This is a genomic window from Shewanella schlegeliana (genome assembly GCF_016765635.1).
In the GTDB taxonomy this organism is placed as follows: domain Bacteria; phylum Pseudomonadota; class Gammaproteobacteria; order Enterobacterales; family Shewanellaceae; genus Shewanella; species Shewanella schlegeliana.
On sequence record NZ_JAESVD010000005.1, the window covers coordinates 169,567 to 191,727 of the forward strand.

The window sequence follows — 22,161 nt, forward strand, 5'->3', positions numbered from 1 at the left end:
CCCTTTGTTGCACTTTTATTTCAGTAAATCGTTAATTAAGGTCTGATTGGCCAACTTGAGGACAGAGGTAGACGCGAGCCCAGAGCCAATATGGCTTTAAGCGAGCACTAGAGAAATATGACACTTTGATGAAATATGACATTCTGATCATTCTTGATCGATTGCGAGGCGGTTTACCCGAATCGAACAATGGCTTACACTGCGCCTTTAATTTTGACTGAGCATTTATCTATGTGGTTTAAAAATTTAACTGTATACCGCTTCAATAAGCCTTTTTCTGTTGACCCAGATTCTCTCGAAAAATCACTGGAAGACTTCACCTTTTCTCCTTGCTCAAGCCAAGATATTAGTAAATTTGGTTTCTCTAAGGCGATGGGCAAGCATGGTGAAACGCTAATTCACACAGCCGGTGACAGACATCTAATCTGCGCAACGAAGGAGGAGAAAATCCTACCTTCTCAGGTGATCAAAGAAGCCGTTGAAGAAAAAGTGGCGCAAATCGAAGCCGAAGAGAATCGTAAGCTAGCCAAAAAAGAGAAAGACGCACTAAAGGATGAGGTTACCACCACCCTATTACCGCGTGCTTTTTCTCGTCGCAGTCAAATTCGTGCATTGATCTTACCTGAGATCCAGATGGTGCTTGTCGACAGCTCAAGTGCGGCAAAATCTGAAGAACTGATGGCTCTGCTACGTAAAGCGATTGGTACCTTGCCTATTATCCCTATGAGTTTTAAAACGCCAATTGAAACTCAGCTGACGGAATGGCTCAAAGAGGGCAAAACACCTGCTGCGTTTGAGATGCAAGATGAAGCCGAGCTAAAGAGTGACTCAGATGAAGGCGGTATCGTTCGCTTCAAGCAACAAGACTTGAGTGAAGATGAAGTATTAGCGCATATCGAAGTAGGTAAACAAGTTCATAAGCTTGCACTTCATTTCGGCCAGTCAATTGCTTTCTTGTTGCAATCTGATGCGGCTATTAAGCGCCTTAAGTTCTCTGAAGAATTTAGAGCTGGCAACGATGATTTAGGTAACGATGACCCAATGGCGAAACTCGATGCCGACTTTGCCTTGATGAGCAGCGAGTTGATTGCGCTGATCAACGCTGTCGTAGAGTCTCTCGGTGGACTAGAAGACAGTATCTAACCTAATAAACTAAAACAAAAAAGGCGCCATTTGGCGCCTTTTTTATGGCTATTGCACCGACTTAAATTGTCCCTGCTTATCGAATGGCCAATCTACTCCTAACCACGCCTTAAAGAAGGCCTTTTGTGCACGACTGGGTTTATCGACACTGGTAATCGACAGCTTACCGCTTTGCTGCTCACCCAGCTCAAGTGATAACTCTTTCAATCTATCGTTACTAAACAGCGTCACTTTTATCGTGTCTCCCGCCTTAAAGTCTTTAATGCGCGACTCAAAGCCACTCGCCGTCACCTTAAGGCCATTGATCGCGACGATTTCATCGCCTAGTACTATCCCCGCATTCCAAGCTGGACCATTGCGCAGAACTTGAGACAGGACTAATGAGCCAGACTTTAATGTGACACCGGTGAAAGGCTCAATTTTTGCGTCTTTGCCATAGGTGGTTTTCAGACCCGCTTGCGCTAAAAGCGCGTTAAAATTTAGGCTAACTGGCGAGTTGATATATTGCTGCCACCACGCCTCATAGCTCGTACCAGAAACCTCATCTAAGATCCCCTTCACATCGGCAATGGTGTAGCCCGCTGGAATGCGATAGTCATTATAGAGTTTACGGTGCACATCACGATATGAACGTTTCAGCTTGGTTTCTTCAAGCAGTGAAAAATCTAACGCTAAAGAAGTTAGATAACCTTCTGAATAGATATTAGTGCTGTGATTGACCGCATAGTCGCCGCCGCTGCTGGCCCACTGGTTTGCACTGGCACTGGCAATTGATTGGATCTCCCTGCCCGGCGTTTTCTCACTCTGCGCCACTCTTCTTGCTAAATCTTCAAAAAACTCTTTTGCCGTCATCACCCCAGCACGTAACAGCAACTGGCTCTGGAAATAACTGGTTGATCCCTCTGCAATCCAAAGTAGTTCGGTTATCTCTTCATCTTGATAGTTGTAAGGCACTAAGCCATCGGGTCGATAAGCCTTAACGTTCCAGGTATGAATAAACTCATGGGAGGCGGTTTTGATAAAACCTAAATAATCTTTACGCTCTCGATAGCTAAAACGTGGACGCTGAATAATGGTTGAATTCAGATGTTCAGTGGCGCCGCTTGCACCACTAGTGGCATGAACCATATAAACATAACGCTCAAATGGGTAATCGTCCCAAATCACATCGGCTTGACCACTGAGCTTAGTCAGATCGGTAACCATCTTATCGATATCGTAATTACCCTCCCCCCAAACCACTAACTCATATTGTCTACCATCGGCGCTGAACTCTCGGTGCTCGCTGATCCCTGTTTCAATCGGTGAGTCGACCAAGATGTCATAATTGTCGGCCGCAAATGAGTGCTCTTTTGCTCCTCTATCCATTCCCGAATAGCTGTTCCAGTTATTAGGCACTTTGAGAGACACCCTGATCGGTTCATCTCTAAATTCTGGGCTATAAACAAATGTGCCGCTGGCATCTAAAAAAGCATGAGATGCATCAATATGGTTAACTCTTTGTCCCAACTTATTGGCATATAACTGATAGTTCACGGTGACACTTGTCGGTTCCGATAGGGCGACAGTCCATTCTCCGCTTGCCGTCCGCGTCCAAGGCAATAGCGAACCGCTATCATCGGTTGCGGTAAATTTTCTCACCGCGTCAGCTAAAGGTAAGACTTGATACTTCCCCGTACGCCATACGGGTAAATTTACGACCAGAGAGTCAGATTCCGTTACGGGAAAGTTAACCTCTACTTTTGCTAAGTGATGTTCTGGACTCGTTAAATCAATCTTGTAATCGACATCGGCAACGGCGTTAGCACAAGCTAAGCTACTAAAAGTTAAGATAAGGGGAACTACAGGTTTCACTCTCGCGTCCTTCTGTTATTATTGTTTTCCTGAGTCGGAAAAATATAACATTAGACTTAGTTAAGCCAATAGAATTATAAAAATTAGCCTCTTAATTTAACGATTAAGCATAAGGAATGGCCTTTTGATACGCACTTTCATTACCCTACTCACCATCATACTGCTGCCCTTTTTCAGCAATCAGGCTCATTCAGCAGCAAGAGACGAACAACTTACAGAGATGCAGATACGAGAAGCCGCTAAAACACTCGAACGTTCTCTATCAAAAACACTGCCCTCTCTACCAAACTTCGGCTCTGTAGCAGAATTTAATCGTTTTGCCGAAAACCAGCGACTATCACAAGCTGAACTTAAGCGTGATATTCAGCTATTGGCTCGCTTAAAGATGGAGCTTTATAACAAAGATAAAGACCGCTACATCATAGCGAAAAGACTCATCGAGCAACTTGAACTAATAAGCAATAGTGCCTTCGATAAGAGCTATGTGCTAATGCTCAAGGGACGCCATGCTGGTAGGAGCCAACAAGATTACACCAGCGCCATCTCCTTGTATCAACAAGCAGTAACGCTCATGGAGATGTCTACGGATGAGACAAGTTTAATCTTGCGCTATACCCTGCAGGAACATCTTGGGATGATGCATATGATCTTGCGGGAGGAAACAACGGCACTATTACATTTAAAAGAGCTATCTAGACTATCTAAACAGCTTCAGAATGACTATTTGATTGCGCATGCCGAGTCCGTGCTAGGTAAGTATTTTTATAAGCAAAACCAGCTTGGTAAATCCCTGTCTCACTACACCGAGGCGACTAAATACTCCCAAGGCGATAAGAGTTCATCTCAGAGTGCTCATATCGAGCTACAGCTCGCTAGGATCTATCGTGACTTAGAATCTTGGGAGGAAGCCCTTAGCGCTGCTAACAATGCAGCGGAAACATTTAGCCAGCTCGGTAACGAAAACTATGTCTCTTCATCGATGACGGTTATCGCCATGATATACGCCAACCAAGGACAGTGGTATAAAGCGATTGATTATCACCTCAATGCGCAACATATCGAGTCAAAACTTGGAAACTATATCGGTCTAGGACTTAATCTGCATAACTTAGGGGAAGCCTATTATAAAATTGGTGATACCCACAGCGCTCTTGAAAACCTTAAGCGAGCTAATGAGATCTTCACTTCGAGAAAGAGTAATCACTACCTCGTTTATAATGACCTGCTTATCTCAGAAGTCGCAGCGAATGACGCTAACTGGGAGATGTCGCTAGATTACGCATCAAAGGCGGCAGACATTGCCGAGTCCAAACAACTGAACGCAGAACTTAAAGAAGCCATATCGAGACAGACTGACGCCTTCGAAGCACTTGGCTTGTATGAAGAGGCCTTTAACAGCGCGAAGAAGTTAAACAGCCTCAACAAATTGATTCAACCACAATCAACTGGATTTGATGAGCAAAAATCAATTATTGCCGAGCAAAAGCTCGAACTCAGTCTTAGCCAAGCACAGAATGAGTTACAAACTAAGATAGAGCAATTTAATAACGCTCGATTGGTGACCATCTTTTGTGTATTTGCACTTTGCTTAACCCTGCTGATATTACTCAAACTTTGGCGACATAAAAACAAACTCAGCATCGAAACCAAAATGCTGCAGCAAACTCAATTATTAGAGCCTTTTACTCGGCTTCATGGTTACTTAGCTTTTAAACAAGACTATGCGAACTCTAGTAATAACCCGATGAAAACCATGGCACTTATCTCACTGTCTGATCAACTCAACGCCGATATCTCTCAAGGTTATGAGTGTAATTCCGAGATGAATAAACAACAAATTCTAGCGATTAAAAACAGCTTAAACTGTCACACCTATGTTATTCGCCCTGGTCTGTTTTTACTCGGCTTTAATGAATCGATAGAGCCTAATCACCTGCTCACTCTGCTTAGGAATATCATCTCGAACCACCATGGGAAAACAAGCCTACATATGGGAATATTGCACCTACCATTACTCGCTGACCCCGCCATAAAACTCACCGCAGCACAGCACTATGGTAGCCTACAGATGATGCTTCATGCCGCCAGAACACTCGGTAACGATAAAGATTACTTTGTGACAATGAAGATGCTCAATTTTGCCTCTGCAGGCATATTTAATAACCCTCTTTACCTTAATATCGAAAAAAGTATCGTACGCGGGATCATTAAAGTCGACACTAATGGCAACAAGGAAAAGATCATTTGGCCCAGATGGAAGAGCCATCAAGACATAGACATTAATGAGGATAAATTAGCCATATAACTCTTTGAAGGCTAGGGAATAACGATGTTAATATCTCTTTTTTAGCACTACTGATAAGATAAGCTCTAAAAAGAGTCTATATTTCGACACTACGTAATTGATAGGAAAAATAAAAACTATGAAGGATGCCGCCATAGGTACGTCTCAAGTTAGTGTACTGCAGCAGAAACTTTACTCTGCAAAGCAGGCGTTAGAAGAGATGAACGAAGAGCAAAATGAAAAGCTGCGCATCCTCATGCAATTTATTGCCCAATTAAGTCTAGCCTGTAAAGGGCAAAGTCTAGAGCTTGATAATAAACTGGCAAAGTTACGACATAAGTTAGCAAGCTTTAGTCAAGTTGAAGAGTCGTTACCAACCCTTTATGAAGCCGAAGCGACATTGAAGCAGCAATATGCCCATGTCATGCTTCAACTTGAAGATAGTCGCAAATCATTATCGAATATAGTCGGCCAAATCCAAAGAGTGGAGTCGCTACCGAGCAAGTTAAAACTTGAGATCTCTTATTTCAAAAAAGACCTGCTTAAGCCATTTCATAGCTACTGGGATTACATACCCAAAGTTGAGAAGATCATTGGCTTCTATGATGCTATCTTGCAAGAGAAACTGAATTTAGGTGATCAGTTTGAGGTGTTACCTCGCCACCGTCAGGCTGCTCATGAATTGGCACAGCTACTTTCTGAGATCGAGTTTCGAAAAGAGCAGCGAATTCAAATTTCTGAAATCAAACAACAACTCACCGAAGAGTTTGAACTCAACATTCTGCTCAACGCCTACCAGATAGTACTCGGCTTATTACTGGATAATATCGCCCGAGAGAAGACGGCATCGCAAGAATTTTTATACGTACTCAATAATGCCTTGAGCAACGTACAAGAGGTCGTCGCAGACTCATATAGCCACTCAATCAAAAACTATCAGGTTGCTAAGCAACTCAACCGCGATATCAACCATCAAGTCGATAACGTCGGAGAAACCGTGATAGAAGTTGATGATATCAACGAGCTAAAGAACCAAATCACGACCCACCTCGCCTCATTACGTAAGTCTCTTAGTCGTAAAGAGCTACTAGAAAATAGAGAGCAAGCTCAGCTGAAGCAGTCAGTAGAGACTCTGCGTCGGGAGCTTAAAGAACTTGGAAAAGAGACGGAGTCTTACAAGGAGCGTTTGTTTGAGCAGCAAAAACTCAATCTACTCGACTCACTCACTCAATTGCCTAATCGCAGCGCATTAGAAGAGCGAATGGATATTGAGTATCGTAATCACAAGCGCACTAAGCAGCCATTATGGGTGGCAGTCGCCGATATTGATCACTTCAAAACCATTAATGATAGCTTCGGTCACAGCACGGGAGATAAAACACTGCAAGTCATTGCTATGGCTCTAAAAAATTCGTTACGCGAATCAGAGTTTGTGGCACGTTATGGCGGTGAAGAGTTTGTCCTTTTGCTACCCGATGTTGCCGAGAGTGATATCCTCCCTCTACTTAACCGAGTGAGAGAAAAGATAAAAAGTATACCGTTTAAGTTTAAAAATCAGCGAATTACAGTTACAGTGTCTATAGGTGCTGCGCAAATAATTGAAAATGAGCTTATCACTGAAACGTTCGACCGAGCCGACGCAGCACTATATAAAGCCAAAAACGAAAGCAGAGATAGGGTCATCATAGACTTCTAAGCTTCTCCCCTTGTGTTAACGCCCGTTACACCTCTCTTTTTGGGATAGCTTACTCATCACTGCTTAAGGAGTTGCTATGATAGTAAAAATAAGTCCTAGAGGAAGCCTAGATCAGCTTTCACAACTGGAAGTTGATCGGTTAAAACAAAACGCCAAAAGTGAGCTTTATCAGCTCTACCGCAACTGCTCACTCGCCGTACTCGCATCAGGCCTTAAAAGCGATAATGCCGAGGGGCTCTTCAACCAATTTAGTGATTTTAATGTTAATGTGTTACGCCGAGAGCGTGGCATTAAAATCGAGTTAACCAATCCACCGGAAGAAGCTTTCGTGGACGGTGAAATCATCGCGGGGATCCAAGAGCATCTCTTTGCGGTATTGAGGGATATCGTCTATATCAACGATAAGTACGATAACCTTAAGCATATCAATCTCACGAATGCGAGCCACATCACTAACGTCGTATTCGATATCTTACGCAATGCGCGCTCGATGCCGATGCTCGACCCAAATATTGTCGTTTGCTGGGGCGGACACAGCATCAACCCCGTCGAGTATCAATATACCCGTGAAGTGGGTTACGAGTTAGGCTTACGTAAACTCGATATCTGCACAGGCTGTGGACCCGGCGCTATGGAAGGGCCGATGAAAGGTGCAGCTATTGGTCACGCAAAACAACGAGTGAACCACGCTCGTTATATTGGTCTAACTGAACCGAGTATTATTGCCGCAGAGCCACCTAACCAGATCGTCAACGAACTGGTCATTCTGCCTGATATTGAAAAACGCTTAGAGGCCTTTGTGAGGCTCGGCCACGGCATCATTATTTTCCCAGGCGGCGCAGGAACAGCCGAAGAGTTACTTTACCTGCTGGGTATTCTACTCAATAAGGATAACCGCGATATCCCATTCCCGTTAGTGCTTACAGGCCCTAAAGAGAGTGAAGAGTATTTTCTGCGCATCGATGAGTTTATTGGCGCAACCCTAGGTGAGGAAGCACAGAGCAAGTATCAAATCGTGATTGATGATCCGGTAAAGGTCGCTCGAATACAGAAACAGGCTATGGAGGAGATCAAAACTTTCCGTAGAGAAAATGGCGACTCTTATCAATACCAGTGGTCGTTAAAAATTGAGCCTGAGTTCCAGCTTCCTTTTGAGCCAACCCATGAGGTGATGAGTAACTTAGACCTGTACTCTCAAGCTAATAAGGCCGAGCTTGCGGCAAACCTGCGTAAAGCGTTTTCAGGGATTGTCGCAGGTAATGTCAAAATGGATACCATTAAAGCGATTGAAACCTATGGCCCCTTCGAGCTTAAAGGTGATCCTGAGCTTATGACGCTAATGGACGACCTATTAGGTGCCTTTGTTTCCCAACAGCGAATGAAATTACCGGGAAGTGAATACATTCCCTGCTACAAAGTTATAAAGTAGTTAAATGGATAAACTGCTTATTTCCATGCTATGAACTTAGTGCGGCGGATCCACGCCGCACAGTCCAATGAGTCAGATGTTACAGGTAAGCGAGTACTTTCCCTGTTATAAAAGAAAGTCATATAGTAAAAGTGATTAAATGAATAAACTGCTTATTATCGATGGTATGAACTTGGTGCGCCGGATCCACGCCGCACAGCCCAATGAGTCTGATGTCACTGGGTTAAAGGAGCGTGTCAATGGTGCCTGTCGCAAGCTACTAAAGTTCCATGCCCCAACACATGCAACTATCGTCTGGGACGGCGATGCTATCTCGTGGCGTAAAGTCCTCTATGAAGATTACAAAAAAGGCCGCAAGCCTATGCCAGAAGCATTAGCTAATGGCCTTAATGACATCAAAACTTATCTAGCAGAGCACCACATTCACTCTATTGATGCAGAATCTGAAGCTGATGATGTGATAGCGACCTTAGCCACAAAGCTTGTCAACATCGATGGCGAAGCGATTATCGTCTCAACCGATAAAGGCTTCAGCCAATTAAATCACCCCAATATCAAGCAATGGGATCACTTTAATCAAACCTATCTGACAATTGAGGAGATGGAGAAAAAGCTTGGGATTGAACGCACTCAATTAATAGACTACTTGGCATTAGCGGGTGATAGTGGTAATAAAATTCCGGGAGTTCCCGGTATCGGACCAAAATCAGCGGTTGAGTTACTCAGAATTTATCGCTCTCTAGCAAACATCTATAACTCCATCGACAAGGTGGGCTCTAAACAAGCCAAAAAACTTGAAGAGGGAAAACAGATGGCGCGCCTAAGTTACAAATTGGTTCAACTAAAAACCGATATGCCTTTATGCGCAAACTTGAAACAGTTTAGAATCGAGAAATCGGATCCCGCTTAAACTTACATTTGTTAACATAAAGTTGTCATCCTAGCGTTTACCGTTGTACGTTCACGTAGTATCTTAAGCTAATTGAAAGAGCCGCATGAAGGAGCCGTTGCTAGGATGAAATCTAAACTCCCCGTTATTATCATCAGTATTTTCGTCGCTTACGTTGCTTTCGTCGCCGTAATAATGCTCACTTACGATCCCAGCCCCGATGAGATGAAATGGGAAGATAGGCAAGCCTACAACAAAGCAATGATGACCGAAATCACCATAGGCCAAAGTATCGCTGAGATAAAATCCCTGTTTGGTAAAGCCGATTTTACCGAAGCTAAAATCTCAAATGAGCAACAGTTACAGGTACTTTTCTATCGAACTCATCATGTTACCTCAGATGGTGAAACCTCAAAGGAGGAGTGTACTCCGTTACTGTTTAAGCAGGGAGTGCTCATCGCTTGGGGTGAAGATACGTATAACCAATATCTTGCCAGCCAGATTGATAGCTAAACCATCATCAAGATTGAGTCACTACTCAATAAAGCCTACTTAGACTTGGGTGGTAGAAAACAAAAAAGCAGCATCTCGATGCTGCTTTTTGAAATTAGAATGGGTAACCTGCACTCATTCTGAGCTAATATTTTTAGCTCTTGTTTCTAGCTAGATTAGTTATCCTGTAGTTCCTTCTGAAGCTCTTTTTCCGCCTGTTCTCGTTTAGCTAATTCGGCTAACAAACGCTGCTCCTCAGTTGGTTTAATCTCACCTTTATCACCCGCTCTTTTTCTCGCCTCCCAATCAGGCTCACCTTCAAGCGGAGCTTTTGCAGTGACTATAGCGGACCAGCCTAACAACATCACAGTAACTAACGTTATCACCTTGGACTTATTCATATACCTTCCTTGAGTATGAATCAAAACTAAATCGTCATTTTATCTGTTACGATACCGACAATATGCTCCTTCCAACAAGATAAAGATGCACCTAGCGATATTCCTGCTAGGCACAACAATCATCATAACTGATTAAGATTAAAACAGCTATTTAGCAGAAGTCTAATATTCGACACCAGCCACACGACCTTGCTGTCAACGCAACCTCGTTGCTCAGCCAAGCGCCCTACTTCATTAGGCAAAAAAATGCCGAGGTAAAGAACCTCGGCAATTTAACAGTTAACAATCTTATTTAATCGGCCTTTTTATATTCGGTATAAGCTTCACCTTCACTCAACCACTTAGGCGCAGGCAAGCCCTTTAGGTAATGATCGAAGTATTCCATCATGCGAATACTGTAATCTAGCTTATTAGGGTACTTCTTAAGATGATGTGGTTCATCTTGATACTGCAAGAACACCACATCCTTGCCCGCACGGCGCATAGCGAGATACAACTCAACCCCTTGCTCCCAAGGCACCGCATCATCTTTATCACCAAACATGATCATCATAGGTGTCTTGATCCGCTCAGCATAAAATACTGGTGAGTTCTCAATATATTTCTGTGGTGATTTAAACAAGCTTTCACCAATACGGCTCTGGCCTGTTTCATATTGGAACTGTCTCGCAAGGCCACTGCCATGACGAATACCGCTATAAGCACTGGTCATATTAGACACTGGAGCACCTGTGACAGCAGCTTTAAAGATATTGGTTTTTGTTACCGCGAAAGCCGTTTGATATCCGCCCCAAGAATGGCCCTGAATACCCACAGCTTGTGGATCGGCAACCCCAATATCAATCAGATGCTGTACGCCAGAGGTCAATGCTTGAACAGAGGTCTCTCCAGGATAACCCACTTCAAAACGAATATCGGGCAAGAAAATGGCGTATCCGTTATCGGCGTACCAAGCAAAATTCGGCCTATGGTTAATTTTCATCTGTGGGAAGGCGTGCAATCTGTCACTCATAAAGCGGTAAAAATAGACAAGTACAGGATAACGCTGACCTTCGACATAATTGGTTGGCTTGATCAATACACCATCAAGGAGCTTACCATCGCCATTAGTCCACTGAACTAGCTCAGACTGTCCCCAGTTAAAAGCGTCACGCTGCTTATCTAAGTGAGTTTGGCGTGCTGCGTTTTGCGGTGCATCCACAGAGGCGGTGTAAAGATCGGGGAACTGATCGTACTGCTCTTTAGAATACACTATTGTTTGTGCATCTTTACTGCGGGCCAGTAACTTAAGTTTATAGTCCCCCTCCAATAAAGGAGTCACTCCCGCAACGCCGATCTGCACCTGATAAAAACCATCGCCCTTAGTATTATCGTTATAGCCATGAAGCAAAACTTTATCATCATTTGCTAGAACACTTGGGTATTCTTTATCTTGAACCAAGCCCGTCACTCGATATTGGATCTGCTGCTTACGTCCCTGACCTGCTGTCAGCTTAAATGTGTCATTAGATAGGGGATTAACCTGCCAAATATCATATTTATCGTAAATCAAAAAACCTGCATCATCACGGATCCAAGGACCAAAGCCATAACTTGGTGCATTTGATGGGTAGTCATGATCTTCATCTGCAAAAGAAACACCTAAGTCTTTAGTGATATTGGTGCGTCTATCTTGAGCTATCTCATACAGGAACACATTTCCATGCAAGTAATAGGACACAAACTTTTCACCCGGAGACAAATTAGGCTCTTCTGAGCTGCTCTGCTGGGTTAGCAGTGGGATCTTCTGTCCAGTGTTGAGATCAACAAGATAGAAGTCACGATAAAACCCGGCCCAAGTGATCATCTTTCGGTATGGTAGATCTGAACTTGCCAGTGCATAGCGCTGCTGTTGCTTCACCTCAACATCAGGTACCTCCAAGTCTGCAAGCTGTACTAAGTTATTCCCCTTAACGTGCAGTACCGCTAAATAGGTTCGTTTAACCTCTTTTTTATACTGCTTTACTTCATGGGATTTAATGCGAGGATCCTCACCATGCCATACTCTGAGCGCACGGTTTGAGGTAATAATATCTTTATTAAATAGATCATCCTGCTGCTCATATTTAGCCAGTTCTAATTGTTGGGCAACTTGGGGAACACGGCCAAAGAACAAACGTTGACTGTCATCGGAAAAGCGAAGCTGTGCGTAACGATTCAGTGTCCAATCTGGTGACTTAGGCGTTTCAACAAGCTGATTATTTTCAAGACTCAAAAGCGCCAGTTCATATTCACGACCAAAAGGTGCAACCTTGGCATCACCATAGGTAAAAGCTAAATACTGACCATCATTCGATAACGCAATCGAACCGAACTGCTGCTGTTTTAAACTATGGACAATTGAAGCGCTATTATCGGCCAGTTTAACTCGCCTTAATTCATGCTTATTGGTTTCGATGTTATTTATCGCCAATGCAAAATTTAACCCTGACTTATCGAAACTAAGCGCGGTAACATCTTTAAAGGTAATTGATTTCAGGCTCTTAAGAGAAACAAGCTCGACTTTAGTCCCCTTATCCTCTTTATCGACTTTTATATCACTTTTAACGCTTTGCCCATTATCTGCTGGTTTTTCATCTTTTTGGGGTTCTTCAGCTTCAAACCAAATAGCTAAATGAGTCCCTTTATCATTGAACTCAAAGGATTTTACGCGCTCATAGCGTATCTCTTCTCCCGTTGAGGTATCTAACAAAACCAAGCCAGACTTAAGTTTCTTCTTGGCTTTCTTACTGGCTTTCTCTGAGTCCAGTAACGGGACTTCATCGACAAACGCCACAAAACGGCCATCTTGGCTAATTTTTGGCTTGCTACCACCTTTTACCTTAAACTGCTTATTGGCAAGGAGGTTCTTTACCAGGCCATGACTATCGCCACGATCCGGGGCGACTTCAACGGCCAGCATATTGCCAGCATCTGAAATAACAGGCTTTTTAAGCGATTCGAATCGCATAATATCGTCGGGAGTGATGCTATTGTTGGCCGCCACCAAGTTTGCTGACAGCAAGCTTGTCGAGAATAGCAATAAAGATGTAATAGGTAATGACTTCAAGGTCTTCCTCATTATTTATTATTAGACTAAAGTAGACTTTTTAACCTTCTAACGATCAATCATCGTCATAAGCAGTTATTTATGCAAGTTACCCTACAGAAAAAAACGTGAGATTGCTCACTATTTCCTGTGAAAGTTGTGTAAAAGTGTTTAAAATACATCGAGCAAAAAGAAAATAATTCCAACTAAGTTGCCGTGTCCTTAGACATGGTCAGACAATTGCAGTAACGCCTAACCGCGGTAGGACTATCCATGACAAAAAGAACGATAACCGTTATCCCTGGTGATGGGATTGGCCCAAGCATTATTGACTCAGCTCTAAAAATTCTTGATAAAGCTGGTTGTGATTTTGAGTATGAGTTCGCAGACGCAGGTTTAACTGCACTAGAAAAGCACGGTGAACTATTACCTCAGCGTACCCTAGAGCTTATTGAAAAAAACCGTATCACCCTAAAAGGCCCATTGACGACACCAGTAGGTGAAGGCTTCACCTCTATCAACGTAAGCCTACGTAAGCAATTTAGCCTTTACGCAAACGTACGCCCAGTGCTGTCTTTTAAAGGTACACAGGCGCGTTATGACAATATTGATATCATCACCGTTCGTGAAAACACTGAAGGTATGTATTCAGGACTAGGGCAAACCGTCTCTGATGACGGCACGACAGCTGAAGCGACCAGTATCATCACTCGCCAAGGCGCAGAGCAAATCACCACATTTGCTTATGAGCTTGCCCGTAAGGAAGGTCGTAAAAAGGTCACTATCGTCCATAAAGCTAACATCATGAAGTCAACATCTGGGCTATTTTTAAAAGTCGCTCGTGAAGTGAGTCAGCGTTACCCAGACATCACTACCGAAGAGATGATTGTTGACGCAACATGCATGAAGCTGGTGATGAACCCAGAAAATTTCGATGTGATTGTAACCACAAACCTATTTGGTGACATCCTTTCGGATCTTTGTGCTGGCCTCGTTGGCGGCCTAGGTATGGCACCTGGTGCTAACATTGGTAGCGATGCAGCAATCTTTGAAGCAGTGCACGGTAGTGCGCCAGATATCGCTGGTAAGAACCTAGCAAACCCAACCTCTGTTGTTCTTGCATCGATTCAAATGCTTGAATACTTAGGCATGTCAGATAAAGCCGAACTAATTCGCGCAGCGATTACTGCTGTGATTGAAGATGGTGATCGCACCACACGCGATCTAGGTGGTACTCACGGAACAACTGATTTCACTCAAGCTGTGATTGAACGTCTATCTTAATCCGCTTTAATCAGCGGTATTAAAACTAAAAGGCCCCATGTTTTCACATGGGGCCTTTTTATATCTATTCGCTATCAGCTAAATAGTTATCTGAAGCATGATTAAGCGATTACCAAGGCTGAGTCGGTCTCAGACAAAGGTGAACGGTCACTTCATCGCGGTCATGGTAAAGATGCTTAGCGGCAATAGAGAAATCATCGACGCCGTTCTCTTTTAAGATCTCATCCATGGTCGCTAAAATGGTCGATACTTCTTTATAACGTGCTTTCATTGGTAGCTTTAAGTTAAAGATAGCTTCTTTAAACCAGCCATTAATCGCCCACGCTTCGATCAACTCTGCCACACGAGATGGCTTTTCAATCATGTCACACACAAGCCAGGTGATGTTCTTTCTTGGTGGTTCGAATCTAAAGCCGTCGGCTTGGTAGTGCTTTACCTGCCCAGTATCCATTAGGCCTTGATCCATAGGGCCATTATCAACAGCGGCGACAAACATGCCGCGTCTCACTAGCTGATAGGTCCAGCCACCTGGACATGCACCTAGATCCACAGCCTTCATGCCACTGCTAAGACGCGTTTCTTGCTCTTCTTTAGGGATAAAGTGGATAAAGGCTTCATCAAGTTTTAAAGTCGAGCGACTCGGGGCATCGGCTGCGATCTTAAGTCTTGGGATCCCCATAAAATATGGCGAGCTATTGTTACTTAACGAGTAACCGACATAGGCTTGACCCGAAGCAACGAAGCAGACATGAATAATCGGACGCTTGCTATTTTCTTTCTCTAACAAGGTGCCCGACTTCTTTAAAGCCTGTCTTAGCGGCACAGTAAACTTACGACAGAAGTTAGATAGCTCTTTCGCTTCGTTAGTATCAGGCGTCTCAACCCGTAACTCACCAGCTTTATGTACTTGAGCTAATGCTTCAACAATCGGACTAATTCTATCTTGCTCAGGCAGGCCTTTGAGTAGTTCCTTGGCCGCAAACATTTGTCTGGCAAAAATAAGTGAGTCCAGACTGATATTTTTAGCTAAGACCTCTGCATCACCGGCTTGGAAGCATTGAAAAATCACATAAGCATCGTTGGTGTTGGTTTTTACAAATCCACCAATATCGAGCTCAGCCGCGCGCACTTGGATCTCTGCTGCGCAATCTTTCTCATAACCAGCACGGCAAAATAAAAATAGGTTTATCATTGAATTTCCTGAAGATAAAAATAATATCAATCAAAGTACCAATAATTAAAATGGCACAATTGCTTCAAAGCATAGCGCTAAAAACGGTCTGCGCTATTGAAATATTGATATAAAAAAGCGGCCAACAAAGTTGTTGCCCGCTATTTTACACTGTTCAAGCTTAGCTGTGTACTGTCTAAAATTTAATATTCACCGCTTAGTCTCAGATTGCTGATGCCAACCGCTATAAGCTTAATCGAGCTCTTTAACACGATTACGCCAAACTGCGACGGCAATAAATAACCAACCTAACAGCAAGCAGACGCCCCCCATAGGGGTGACAGGACCGGTCCATTTAGCGCCTATCAATGCATAGAGGTATAAAGATCCTGAAAACAGCACCATACCCGTGATAAACAGATAGCCAGCCCAGTCCAGTAGTCGTGACTTTAACCAGTGGCCAGATAACGCCACCGCAATCAGTGCGAACGTATGGTAAAACTGATACTCAACGCCTAAATTAAAGATGGCAATGAGCTCTGGCGGTGCCACATTCTTCAATCCATGGGCACCAAACGCACCTAATGCGACGGCAATAAAACCACTCAATGCTGCTAGCAGCAAAAATCCATTACGCATTTATCCTCCAACAATCTATCGGCTCACCTGCCGACAGATAGAAAATTAGCCATACAAATAACTGTATCGTCTCTCGTTATGATGACTGTTAAATAAAGTCTTTGATAAGTGAGACAGCCTGACCTAGATTAGCCTCTAAGGTTGCCCCTGACGACTTCCTAGGCTTAAAACTATGATCGCCATCGGTTAACCAATGTAGTTGTACGCTTTTCATCACAGGCCAAGTATCAACTAACCCCTTATGACCAAACTTATCTCGCTCACCTTGGATCACCATCAGCGGCACCAAACACTTCTCGATCGGCTCTAAACGCGGCTCCCCACCACTGAGCGGAATAAAGGGGTACCCAAGGCAGACGACACCATCAACCTTTAGGCTTTCGGCCAAAATAGCCGACATTCGACCGCCCATAGACTTGCCCACCAAATAGACTTTCTTCGGCTTAAACTGCTGTTTAAGAATACTAAGCTGCAGTGCATAATCGGCAATTAACTTAGGCGCCCTGTCTGGCGGACGACGCTTACCATCGATGGCATTGGCGCGCATGTAGGGAAAATTAAAACGCACCACGGTGGCATCCACACTCAGGGCATTTGCCATATCAGCCATAAACTCATGACACATATTCGCACCCGCACCATGGGCCAGTATAATCAAGGTGTCGCAGTCTTTATCGACGCAGTCAACAAGGTATTGCTGCGCATCGAAAGCTAATTCTTCTTGCTTTAACTCGGCAACGGCCGCAGCTAACTTACCGTCTAGATAGGCTTGCTTTAATTTATCCTGTAAGCAGCTCACTGCGAGTCTCCTCTTCGAACATATCTAGCATCCACTCTCTAAAGGCCGCGACTTTACCAATATCGGCATGGCTTTGTTGGCACACCAAGTAATATGCATTTTTACTGACTAAAACTTCGGGGAAAGGGCAGATTAGACGGCCCGCCTTAATATCGGGTCTTGCCAGTACACTGTAGCCTAGCGCCACACCTTGACCATGAGCGGCAGCTTGAAGCACTAACGAGGAATGACTAAATATTGGCCCCTGGTTCACATTAATATCAGTAATTCCACACTGCCTAAACCAAGCCTGCCAATCTTGACGGCTAGAGTCATGTAATAGAGTATGATTTTTCAAATCACTGGGTTTTTCTAATGGCTTAGGACCGCTTAATAATAGAGGCGAACAGACAGGAATTAATACCTCATTTCTGAGCTTATCAGCTCGCATTCCAGACCAGTTCCCCATACCATAGTAGATAGCAACATCGACGTCATCGGTCAGCGAACCATCTTCATCATCTACCGCCTTAATTCGCACATCGATCTCGGGATTTTTCTCACTAAACTTAGCCAAACGCGGTACCAACCACTGAATAGCAAAGCTCGGAGAAGTCGCTACAGTAAGGGAGCCGATAGCACTTCGAGCTAATAATCTATCGGTAGCATCGGCAAGTTGAGTGAAAATATCTTTGATGTCGAGAAAGTAGCTTTGCCCCTCCTCAGTTAGCAGTAATGAGCGGTTCTTACGTCTAAATAATTTTAATCCTAGATACTCTTCTAATGCCTTGATTTGGTGACTCACGGCGGCCTGGGTAACAAACAACTCTTCTGCCGCTCGAGTGAAGCTCAAATGCCTAGCTGCTGCCTCAAATGCCTTCACCGCATTCAGGGGAGGTAATCGTCTTGCCATAGTGATCCAGATCCCGGTTTTTAATTAGTTTTTCTAATGGCTATTGTTACATTTTATCGTTTGTTAAGGCTAGTACTTTCGTTCAGAATTTGCCCCAACGAAATGATACTAGTTGGACAGCCTCTACGACGTAATTGGGGAGTGTCTAACAACCCGAATACTAGCCTGGAGGCTACCGCGTATGTTAAACCTAAAATCTGTATTTGTTATCGTAATCCTCGGTGCGTCAGCCAGTGTTAGTGCTGATGAGATCTCTATCAACACCAAAGATGTTGAAGCCACATTAACAGCTAACCTAGCAGAAAGCATGGAGTTAATGCAGACTCAACTTACTGCTGAGCTAGATACCATGTTAGCGACTGATGAACTAAAGAAGAGCGAAGAAGCCACGGCCCAAGTATTACTAGCCGACTAGTTTAGCCTAGTTCTTCAACGTTAAAACCACCTTATTAGAGGTGGTTTTTTTGTATCTATTAATGACAAGCTAGAATAGTAAAGCAACAAAAAGGCGACCAATATTGGTCGCCTTTGTCGTTTAAGCCCAAACAAGCGCTCAAAAACGCAGTTTAAGGACGGTAAACCTTAACATTGTTATAACCTTGCTCTTGTAAATAAAGAGCCTGTAGTTTGCTCATGACGCCACGGTCACAATAGAGAAGATAGTTCTTCTCTTTATCAAGATCACCAAACTGTGTCGCTAACTTATAGAAAGGAATCGCCTTCACTTCGACACCTTCGATCTCAAGTGGAGACTTCTCCTCCTCTTCCGGTGCACGGACGTCAATGATGATCTCACCAGCACTAATCGCATCGACTGTTTCTGTTGCGGTAATTTTGGTATCCATCTGCGTAGCAATCTCCCTAATATCGATAACTTCTGCATCTGCGATCACACGATCGAGCAGATCTTCAGAAAACTTCGCTTCTTCGGCTTCAACTTTTGACAATACCGCCTTTACCGTTGGCTTTTGAGAAATCACGCCACAATACTCAGGAATTGACTTGGCAAAGTCTTCAGTACCGATTTGACGGCTAATATTGATGATGTCTTGCTTATCCATTGCAATCAAAGGACGTAAGATTAGCTGTTCAGTACAGCGGTCGATGACATTTAAATTGGTTAAGGTTTGGCTAGAAACCTGCCCCATCGCCTCGCCAGTCACCAAAGCTTGAATACCCAACTTGTGAGCCACTCTAGCTGCTGCACGCATCATCATACGCTTCAATACCACGCCCATCTGGCCGTTATCGACGCGCTCTAGAATTTCTTGTACCACAGGATCGAACGGTACAGAGATAAACTTAACCTTATGTGATTCACCGTACTTCTGCCACAAGTGATAAGCCACCTGCTTAACACCGATTTCGTGTTGGTCGCCACCTAAGTTAAAGAAGCAGTAGTGAGTACGAGATCCACGCTTAATGAACTGGTAACTCGACACGCCAGAGTCAAAGCCGCCAGAAATCAATGACAAAACATCTTCCTGAGTCGCCATAGGGAAGCCGCCTAGGCCTTCGATACGCTTGTCGATAAGATAAAGATTGTCATTATCAATCTCTAGATGCACAGTCATATCAGGATCTTTTAAGCGTACACCTGCCGCTTCAGTGAATTGATTCAATCCACCACCCACATAACGCTCAACTTCAATAGAGTTAAAGTCATGTTTACCGGCGCGCTTAACACGTACACAGAAGGTCTTGCCTACAAGTTGCTCTTTATAAACAGCTAACGTCTGCTGGTAGATATCATCTACTGAAGTGAAAGTACTCACGTTAACTTGTAGTACATGAGCGATACCAGGAATACAGGCTAAACGCTCACCAAAGGCTTCGACCAGATCAGGCCTATCATCTGGCACCATCACCATGATCTTGTCCCACTGACGCTGTACTTTAGCGGACTCATCCACCTTTTTAAGTACATTACGAATATTGGTCTCGAGCATCTTGGTAAAACGCATTCTTACCGGCTTGCTCTTCATCATGATTTCAGGAAACAGTTTTACGATAAATTTCATTGGTCTTCCGCGAGGGGGTAGTTTAAACAGCAATTTTCCGATTATAACAAGAACGCAGGCTAATTGCGTATATCCAATGTCAGTTTGTCACCATAAAAAATCAATTATTCTAGCGCCCAAATGCATCACTTAAGCCTTAAAAACAAAAACACCTAATCAAGTTGCCTCAATTAAGTGCTTTTATCGGGATAAAATATGGCTACTGACTCACTTGGATCTCATGAGATTCTTTAGCTTTGCCCTGCTCTATCGCAATCTCTACTCGGCGATTTCGCGCGCGATTCGCGCTGGAGTTGTTCTCCACTAACGGATCCGATGACGCCATTCCCACCACCTTCATCCGATTCGGATCAAAGCCCTTCACTTTAATCAGTTCATGACCAACAGCCACTGCACGCTTGCTCGATAGATCCCAATTAGAGCTATAAAGCTCATTAGAGATATTCCAGTCGTCGGTATGCCCCGACACAGTAACAATTCCTGGCACATCTTTAAGCAGTTCACCGACGCGGCGTACCACAGGTTTAAACCTAGGTTGCAAGAAACCAGAACCCGAAGCAAAAGCGCCTTTTTCTCGAATCCGGATGATAATCTGTTGCCCAAGAGACTCTATCTCGATGGCACCATCGACGATCTCTTTATTGAGCTCCTGAGCCATCTTCTTCACTTGCTCATTAATTTCATCTTGAGCAGAGGCTTGAGTTTTTGTGGATTGCGTATCCGATTGAGCCGCATTTTCAGCCTTAGCTTCAGCCTCACTCTGCTCCTGTGCCGTCGCCGATGCTTGGCCACCGCGCTGTTCGCCCCGTTGCTGCTGAATACCGCCAGCACTATCATCTTCGCCCTCTTGAAACTCGAGCATAGGCTCTGTCATCTCGTTAGTTTGCTGGTTGATGATCTCAATCGGCGTCGGCTCTGGCCGGCCCGGTCTAAATTCAAGGGCAATCACCGAAGTGCCTTTAGGGATATCTTTAACTTCAACCTTATTCTGCACACCGAAAGCGTATTTCATCGAGCCAGCAATCTGCTTAAACTTCATCACATCCATTTCTGAAAACGCGAGCAGCAGTACGAAGAAACACATCAACAGTGACATCAAGTCTGCGAAGGTTGCCAACCAAAGCGGCGCACCGGGTGGCGGACAATCACATTTGGCTTTTTTAGCCATCTGTTTACGCCCCGTCCAAGGTGTCTATTTTTCTTGATTTTTCAGATAGGTAATTTTTCAAAAAGCCTTCAATCACTCTTGGATTCTGGCCATCTTGAATCGCCAACACCGCATCCATAATAAGGTTACGGTTTAACATCTCCTCACTCATTCTAAGGGATAGCTTATCGGCAATCGGTAGTGCGACCATATTGGCAACCACTGCCCCATATAAGGTCGTTAATAGTGCAACCGCCATCGCAGGGCCAATAGACTTAGGATCATCCATGTTCGATAGCATGCCGACAAGACCGATTAGGGTACCGATCATTCCCATCGCTGGCGCCACATCACCAATAGACTTAAAAATACCGATACCTGTTTTATGTCGCTCCTCGGTCAGGGCGATATCTTTCTCTAACGCGTCTCTGACCACATCCCCATCGTGGCCATCCACCAGCATGTCGACCGCTTTTTGCATAAAGCTGTTACTGATCTCCGCCTCTTCCAATGCGAGGAACCCCCCCTTACGCGCAGCATCGGCCATAGAGATGGATTGTTCGATAAGATCTTCTGGTTTATCTAACTTGAAAATAAAAGCCTTAGCAGCAATTTTAGCGGAGCCTAAAAACTGTTTGAGGTTATATTTCATCATAACCACAAATAATGAGCCGATTAAAACAATGAGAATCGAGGGCACATTGATAAAAATACCAATGCCACCACTACTGACCATTGCCATGATAATGAAGACAAATGCGCCAATAAGTCCAATTAGGGTTGCTAAATCCAAAACCGCTCCTCAAATACCAATCAATACACTGTTTATCGACTGTCTCGAATACCAAGTGCTACATAAAATGCTGAGAATAAAAATAAGTAGCGACAATATTACGCCTTAGATGCTACGGCAAGTGCCAAGACACGAAACATGCCATTAGCCGCTATTTTTT

The 22,161-nt window shown here is 44.0% G+C and carries 18 protein-coding genes; 8 read left to right on the plus strand and 10 right to left on the minus strand.

Going from position 1 to position 22,161, the window contains the following annotated elements; all coding sequences use genetic code 11:
• Nucleotides 1-231 precede the first annotated feature (231 nt).
• Nucleotides 232-1,143 (plus strand): recombination-associated protein RdgC, encoded by a 912-nt coding sequence (rdgC, locus tag JMA39_RS10220; protein ID WP_202721780.1) that lies wholly within the window; start codon nucleotides 232-234, stop codon nucleotides 1,141-1,143.
• A gap of 48 nt (nucleotides 1,144-1,191) precedes the next feature.
• Here the strand turns inward: rdgC and JMA39_RS10225 are convergent, their stop codons facing one another.
• On the minus strand, nucleotides 1,192-2,997 hold the full coding sequence (locus JMA39_RS10225; RefSeq protein ID WP_202721781.1) for a M61 family metallopeptidase: 1,806 nt from the start codon (nucleotides 2,995-2,997) through the stop codon (nucleotides 1,192-1,194).
• Nucleotides 2,998-3,121: 124 nt separating this feature from the next.
• On the opposite strand from JMA39_RS10225, the gene JMA39_RS10230 reads away from it, so the two are divergent.
• The 5 genes from JMA39_RS10230 (at nucleotide 3,122) to JMA39_RS10250 (ending at nucleotide 9,808) form a co-directional block, all read left to right on the plus strand.
• Nucleotides 3,122-5,302 (plus strand): tetratricopeptide repeat protein, encoded by a 2,181-nt coding sequence (locus tag JMA39_RS10230; RefSeq protein ID WP_237732762.1) that lies wholly within the window; start codon nucleotides 3,122-3,124, stop codon nucleotides 5,300-5,302.
• Between the two features lie 118 nt (nucleotides 5,303-5,420).
• Nucleotides 5,421-6,977: a GGDEF domain-containing protein gene (locus tag JMA39_RS10235; RefSeq protein WP_202721782.1), complete on the plus strand. Its 1,557-nt coding sequence runs from the start codon at nucleotides 5,421-5,423 to the stop codon at nucleotides 6,975-6,977.
• A gap of 76 nt (nucleotides 6,978-7,053) precedes the next feature.
• Nucleotides 7,054-8,406, plus strand: coding sequence for a nucleotide 5'-monophosphate nucleosidase PpnN (gene ppnN / locus JMA39_RS10240; RefSeq protein ID WP_202721783.1), 1,353 nt, complete (start codon nucleotides 7,054-7,056; stop codon nucleotides 8,404-8,406).
• A 139-nt stretch (nucleotides 8,407-8,545) separates the two neighbouring features.
• Nucleotides 8,546-9,316 carry a flap endonuclease Xni gene (xni, locus tag JMA39_RS10245; protein ID WP_202721784.1) on the plus strand — a complete coding sequence of 257 codons (771 nt, stop codon included), beginning with the start codon at nucleotides 8,546-8,548 and terminating at the stop codon, nucleotides 9,314-9,316.
• A gap of 105 nt (nucleotides 9,317-9,421) precedes the next feature.
• Nucleotides 9,422-9,808: a DUF3192 domain-containing protein gene (locus JMA39_RS10250; RefSeq protein ID WP_202721785.1), complete on the plus strand. Its 387-nt coding sequence runs from the start codon at nucleotides 9,422-9,424 to the stop codon at nucleotides 9,806-9,808.
• Nucleotides 9,809-9,963: 155 nt separating this feature from the next.
• Here the strand turns inward: JMA39_RS10250 and JMA39_RS10255 are convergent, their stop codons facing one another.
• Nucleotides 9,964-10,188 (minus strand): hypothetical protein, encoded by a 225-nt coding sequence (locus JMA39_RS10255; RefSeq protein ID WP_202721786.1) that lies wholly within the window; start codon nucleotides 10,186-10,188, stop codon nucleotides 9,964-9,966.
• Nucleotides 10,189-10,480: 292 nt separating this feature from the next.
• The gene (locus JMA39_RS10260) at nucleotides 10,481-13,276 is read right to left on the minus strand and encodes an alpha/beta hydrolase family protein (protein WP_202721787.1); all 2,796 of its coding nucleotides are present in this window, start codon (nucleotides 13,274-13,276) and stop codon (nucleotides 10,481-10,483) included.
• A gap of 252 nt (nucleotides 13,277-13,528) precedes the next feature.
• Here JMA39_RS10260 and JMA39_RS10265 point away from each other — a divergent pair, with 252 nt between their 5' ends.
• Nucleotides 13,529-14,539: an isocitrate dehydrogenase gene (locus tag JMA39_RS10265; RefSeq protein ID WP_202721788.1), complete on the plus strand. Its 1,011-nt coding sequence runs from the start codon at nucleotides 13,529-13,531 to the stop codon at nucleotides 14,537-14,539.
• Between the two features lie 109 nt (nucleotides 14,540-14,648).
• On the opposite strand, the gene rlmM is transcribed toward JMA39_RS10265, so the two are convergent.
• The 4 genes from rlmM to JMA39_RS10285 form a co-directional block, all read right to left on the minus strand.
• Nucleotides 14,649-15,731 carry a 23S rRNA (cytidine(2498)-2'-O)-methyltransferase RlmM gene (rlmM, locus tag JMA39_RS10270; protein ID WP_202721789.1) on the minus strand — a complete coding sequence of 361 codons (1,083 nt, stop codon included), beginning with the start codon at nucleotides 15,729-15,731 and terminating at the stop codon, nucleotides 14,649-14,651.
• Nucleotides 15,732-15,962: 231 nt separating this feature from the next.
• Nucleotides 15,963-16,349, minus strand: a complete 387-nt coding sequence (locus JMA39_RS10275) for a DUF423 domain-containing protein (protein WP_202721790.1) — start codon at nucleotides 16,347-16,349, stop codon at nucleotides 15,963-15,965.
• Nucleotides 16,350-16,437: 88 nt separating this feature from the next.
• On the minus strand, nucleotides 16,438-17,148 hold the full coding sequence (locus tag JMA39_RS10280; protein WP_202721791.1) for an alpha/beta fold hydrolase: 711 nt from the start codon (nucleotides 17,146-17,148) through the stop codon (nucleotides 16,438-16,440).
• Nucleotides 17,129-18,040 (minus strand): transcriptional regulator GcvA, encoded by a 912-nt coding sequence (locus tag JMA39_RS10285; RefSeq protein ID WP_202721792.1) that lies wholly within the window; start codon nucleotides 18,038-18,040, stop codon nucleotides 17,129-17,131. The genes JMA39_RS10280 and JMA39_RS10285 overlap by 20 nt, the downstream gene beginning before the upstream one ends.
• 181 nt (nucleotides 18,041-18,221) lie before the next feature.
• Here JMA39_RS10285 and JMA39_RS10290 point away from each other — a divergent pair, with 181 nt between their 5' ends.
• Nucleotides 18,222-18,455: a hypothetical protein gene (locus JMA39_RS10290; RefSeq protein ID WP_202721793.1), complete on the plus strand. Its 234-nt coding sequence runs from the start codon at nucleotides 18,222-18,224 to the stop codon at nucleotides 18,453-18,455.
• Nucleotides 18,456-18,606: 151 nt separating this feature from the next.
• Here JMA39_RS10290 and thiI read toward each other — a convergent pair whose 3' ends face one another.
• The 3 genes from thiI to pomA all read right to left on the minus strand — a co-directional run bounded on the left by thiI (nucleotide 18,607) and on the right by pomA (nucleotide 22,001).
• Nucleotides 18,607-20,061: a tRNA uracil 4-sulfurtransferase ThiI gene (thiI, locus tag JMA39_RS10295; RefSeq protein WP_202721794.1), complete on the minus strand. Its 1,455-nt coding sequence runs from the start codon at nucleotides 20,059-20,061 to the stop codon at nucleotides 18,607-18,609.
• A 199-nt stretch (nucleotides 20,062-20,260) separates the two neighbouring features.
• Nucleotides 20,261-21,229 carry a flagellar motor protein MotB gene (locus tag JMA39_RS10300; protein WP_202721795.1) on the minus strand — a complete coding sequence of 323 codons (969 nt, stop codon included), beginning with the start codon at nucleotides 21,227-21,229 and terminating at the stop codon, nucleotides 20,261-20,263.
• 4 nt (nucleotides 21,230-21,233) lie between these two features.
• Nucleotides 21,234-22,001, minus strand: coding sequence for a flagellar motor protein PomA (pomA, locus tag JMA39_RS10305; protein ID WP_202721796.1), 768 nt, complete (start codon nucleotides 21,999-22,001; stop codon nucleotides 21,234-21,236).
• Nucleotides 22,002-22,161 lie beyond the last annotated feature (160 nt).

Coding starts and splice junctions, on each gene's coding strand:
- JMA39_RS10300 (WP_202721795.1), bottom strand. CDS start 21,229: ATGGCTAAAAAAGCCAAATGTGATTGTCCGCCACCCGGTGCGCCGCTT.
- xni (WP_202721784.1), top strand. CDS start 8,546: ATGAATAAACTGCTTATTATCGATGGTATGAACTTGGTGCGCCGGATC.
- JMA39_RS10265 (WP_202721788.1), top strand. CDS start 13,529: ATGACAAAAAGAACGATAACCGTTATCCCTGGTGATGGGATTGGCCCA.
- JMA39_RS10275 (WP_202721790.1), bottom strand. CDS start 16,349: ATGCGTAATGGATTTTTGCTGCTAGCAGCATTGAGTGGTTTTATTGCC.
- JMA39_RS10235 (WP_202721782.1), top strand. CDS start 5,421: ATGAAGGATGCCGCCATAGGTACGTCTCAAGTTAGTGTACTGCAGCAG.
- JMA39_RS10285 (WP_202721792.1), bottom strand. CDS start 18,040: ATGGCAAGACGATTACCTCCCCTGAATGCGGTGAAGGCATTTGAGGCA.
- JMA39_RS10290 (WP_202721793.1), top strand. CDS start 18,222: ATGTTAAACCTAAAATCTGTATTTGTTATCGTAATCCTCGGTGCGTCA.
- rlmM (WP_202721789.1), bottom strand. CDS start 15,731: ATGATAAACCTATTTTTATTTTGCCGTGCTGGTTATGAGAAAGATTGC.
- JMA39_RS10255 (WP_202721786.1), bottom strand. CDS start 10,188: ATGAATAAGTCCAAGGTGATAACGTTAGTTACTGTGATGTTGTTAGGC.
- rdgC (WP_202721780.1), top strand. CDS start 232: ATGTGGTTTAAAAATTTAACTGTATACCGCTTCAATAAGCCTTTTTCT.
- thiI (WP_202721794.1), bottom strand. CDS start 20,061: ATGAAATTTATCGTAAAACTGTTTCCTGAAATCATGATGAAGAGCAAG.
- ppnN (WP_202721783.1), top strand. CDS start 7,054: ATGATAGTAAAAATAAGTCCTAGAGGAAGCCTAGATCAGCTTTCACAA.
- JMA39_RS10250 (WP_202721785.1), top strand. CDS start 9,422: ATGAAATCTAAACTCCCCGTTATTATCATCAGTATTTTCGTCGCTTAC.